Annotated in this window: 4 protein-coding genes; 2 read left to right on the top strand and 2 right to left on the bottom strand. The window is 72.4% G+C overall.

Annotated elements, in window-relative coordinates; genetic code table 11:
• Both AB8Z36_RS34480 and AB8Z36_RS34475 read left to right on the top strand, forming a co-directional pair.
• A partial coding sequence (locus AB8Z36_RS34480; RefSeq protein WP_369217325.1) for an aromatic amino acid lyase occupies window positions 1-725 on the top strand: 725 nt, incomplete at its 5' end.
• Entirely contained in the window at window positions 722-1555 is an 834-nt protein-coding gene (locus AB8Z36_RS34475; RefSeq protein WP_369217324.1) for a MurR/RpiR family transcriptional regulator, read from the top strand. The genes AB8Z36_RS34480 and AB8Z36_RS34475, both read left to right, overlap by 4 nt.
• A 68-nt stretch (window positions 1556-1623) precedes the next feature.
• Here AB8Z36_RS34475 and AB8Z36_RS34470 read toward each other — a convergent pair whose 3' ends face one another.
• Together AB8Z36_RS34470 and AB8Z36_RS34465 are read right to left on the bottom strand one after the other, a co-directional pair.
• Window positions 1624-1998: a hypothetical protein gene (locus AB8Z36_RS34470; protein ID WP_369217323.1), complete on the bottom strand. Its 375-nt coding sequence runs from the start codon at window positions 1996-1998 to the stop codon at window positions 1624-1626.
• Window positions 1999-2072: 74 nt separating this feature from the next.
• Window positions 2073-2465, bottom strand: coding sequence for a roadblock/LC7 domain-containing protein (locus AB8Z36_RS34465; protein WP_369217326.1), 393 nt, complete (start codon window positions 2463-2465; stop codon window positions 2073-2075).
• Window positions 2466-2676 lie beyond the last annotated feature (211 nt).

Raw genomic sequence — 2676 nt, 5'->3', positions numbered from 1 at the left:
GATCTGGGGCACGCAGCGGAAGCCGTAGGGGTCCCCCCCCCCCCCCCCCCCCCCCCCCCGCCCTGGAGGACGTCCTCACCGTCGAGATCAACGCGGCGGCCGAGAACCCGCTGATCTCCCCCGAGGACCTGGCCGCCTACCACCACGGCGGCTTCTACCTCGCCCAGCTCGCGCTCGCCCTGGACCACTTCCGGCTCGCGGTCACCCAGGCGGCCCGCCTCTCCACCTCCCGCCTCTCGACCCTCAACGAACCCGCCTTCACCCGCCTGCGGCCCTTCCTCGCCGACGGTGAGGCCGCCTCGTCGGGCGTGATGATCCTCGAATACGCGGCCGGAGCGGCCCTCGGCGACCTGCGCGCCTTCTCCGCACCCGCCTCCCTCGGCCACGCGGTGCTCTCCCGCGGCGTCGAGGAGCAGGCCAGCTTCGCCTCGCTCGCCGCCCGCCAGACGCTGCGCGCCTGCGAGGCGTACCGCATGGTCGTCGGCTGCGAACTGGTCGCCGCGGTCAGGGCGCTGCGCCAGCGCGACCTGCGCCTCGACCCCGGGACGCCGCTCGCCGAGGCCTTCGCGCTCGCCGACTCCGTCCTCGATCCGGAACTGGCCGACCGGCCGCTGACGGATGATGTGACGGCGGCGGCCGGGCTGCTCGACCGCTTCACCCGGCTCTGGAGCGAGCTCGGCGCCGGATCGACCGTGGGTACAGACATTCTGAGGGGGACGGCATGAGCGACAGCCCTGCCGCGCGACTGCAAGTGCTCTTCGAGGGCCACCGGCTCACACCGACCCAGCGCCGTATCGCCCACTGCATGGTGCGCAGGGCCGCCGACGCCCCGTTCCTCTCCAGCGTCGAACTGGCCGAGCTCGCCGGGGTGAGCCAGCCGTCCGTGACCCGCTTCGCCGTGGCGCTCGGCTTCGACGGCTATCCGGCGCTGCGCAAGCACCTGCGGGACGTGGCACCGCCGGAGACCTCGGCCAAGGCCCTGGCCAACGAGTACCAGCAGGCGGTCGAGGCGGAGATCGAGAACCTCCGGCACCTGGCGGAACTGCTCGCCGACCCCGCCCCCGTGGAGCGCGCGGGACGGCTCCTCGCCGCCTCACGGCCGCTCCCGGTGCTCGGACTGCGGGCGGCGGCCTCCCAGGCGTACGGCTTCTCCTACTTCGCGGCCAAGGTCCACCCCGACGTCCGGCTCCTCGACGAGGGCGGCACGATGCTCGCCGACCGCGTCGACGCGGCGGTCCGCGCGGGGGCCACCGCCCTGCTCTGCTTCGCGCTGCCCCGCCATCCGCGCGAGGTCGTCGACGCCCTCGCCTACGCCCGTTCGGCGGGCCTGACCACGGTCACGGTCGCCGACTCGGCGTTCGCCCCCGTGGCCGCCCACTCCGATCTGCTCCTCCCGGCGGCGGTCGGCACGGGCCTCGCCTTCGACACCGCCTGCGCCCCGATGCTGCTGGGCCGCGTACTCCTGGAAGCCATGTGCGACGGCCTCCCGGACGCCCAGGCCCGCCTTGAGGAGTTCGACGTACGGGCGGCGGAGCGCGGCCTGTTCGTCGAGTAGCCGGGCCGCGCGAAGGGCCCGCGGCAGGTCCGATCCACCTGACGCGGGCCCGGTTCCGGGGGCGGGGCTCAGACCTCCAGGCCCGCCTCGATGCGCCGGAGCTGGTGGCGGGCCATGGCCAGGTTGGACCGGTCCTTGTCGAGGGCCAGATAGAGGAAGAGGCCGTTGTTGTTGCGGCCCTTGATCAGCCGGATCAGGTGGTACTGCGTACCGAGCGAGATCAGGATGTCCTCGATGTCCTCCTTGAGGCCGAGCAGTTCCATCGTGCGCAGCTTGGCGCGCACCACGTCCGTGTTCCCGGCCGCCGCGACGGACAGGTCCAGGTCCTTGCCACCGCCGATGGTGCCCAGGGCCATGCCGCTGGTGTAGTCGACCAGGGCGGCTCCGATGACACCCTCGATCGAGGTGGTCGCTTCCTTCAGTGCTGTCTCTGTGTTGGCCATGGATTTCGCACTTCCTTTCCGTCTGGCGGGTGTCCGGGGTGATGAGGATGATGAGGATGAGGTGGGGCACATGGTCAGGTTTCCTCCGCTCGTTCGACGGCGGCGTCGACCAGCTCTCCGATGAGCGCGCTGGAGCGGCGGGCCTCCAGGTGCAGCCGGCCCACGTTGACCCGGGGCTCGGCCAGCAGCGTCAGCACGGCCGACGATCCGGCCGCGTACGTCGCCACATAGCCCTGGTCGCCGCGGATGAGCAGTTCGCGGAAGCCGCCTTGACGCGTGGCGTCGGAGAGCCGCAGCGCCACGCCGAGCGCCGCCGCGGTGAGGGCGCAGACGCCCTCGGCCTCCACGTCGGTGGCGTCCTGCGCCAGCAGGAGACCGTCGACGCTCGCCGTCAGGGCGCCCCTCAGTTGAGGAATACGGGTCCGCAGCCGTTTCAGTTCACCTAGTACATCGGCTTCGGCAGCCATCAGCTGTTTCCTCCCGGCGCGCCTGCGCAGCGCGAAGAGCTTCATCGGTGCGAGAGCCATGACCGTCGCGTGGCCCGTGTCCGTCGCGTGGCCCGTGTCCGTCGAGTGGCAAGGGGGTTCACAGACTCGCCTCCAGCGCGTCCCTGACCCGGCGCAGCAGCGCGACGTCCGGCTCGGGATGGTCGAGGGGGAACGGAGCGGGGGCCGGGGC

Origin of the sequence: Streptomyces flavofungini (assembly GCF_041028215.1) — a bacterium.
Taxonomy (GTDB): domain Bacteria; phylum Actinomycetota; class Actinomycetes; order Streptomycetales; family Streptomycetaceae; genus Streptomyces; species Streptomyces flavofungini_B.
The sequence above is the reverse complement of the archived record's forward strand: the minus strand, read 5'-3'. Positions and strand labels throughout refer to the sequence as shown.

Bases quoted from the DNA above. Each gene is read 5' to 3' on its own strand.
- AB8Z36_RS34475 (WP_369217324.1), top strand. From the start codon at position 722: ATGAGCGACAGCCCTGCCGCGCGACTGCAAGTGCTCTTCGAGGGCCAC.
- AB8Z36_RS34470 (WP_369217323.1), bottom strand. From the start codon at position 1,998: ATGGCCAACACAGAGACAGCACTGAAGGAAGCGACCACCTCGATCGAG.
- AB8Z36_RS34465 (WP_369217326.1), bottom strand. From the start codon at position 2,465: ATGGCTGCCGAAGCCGATGTACTAGGTGAACTGAAACGGCTGCGGACC.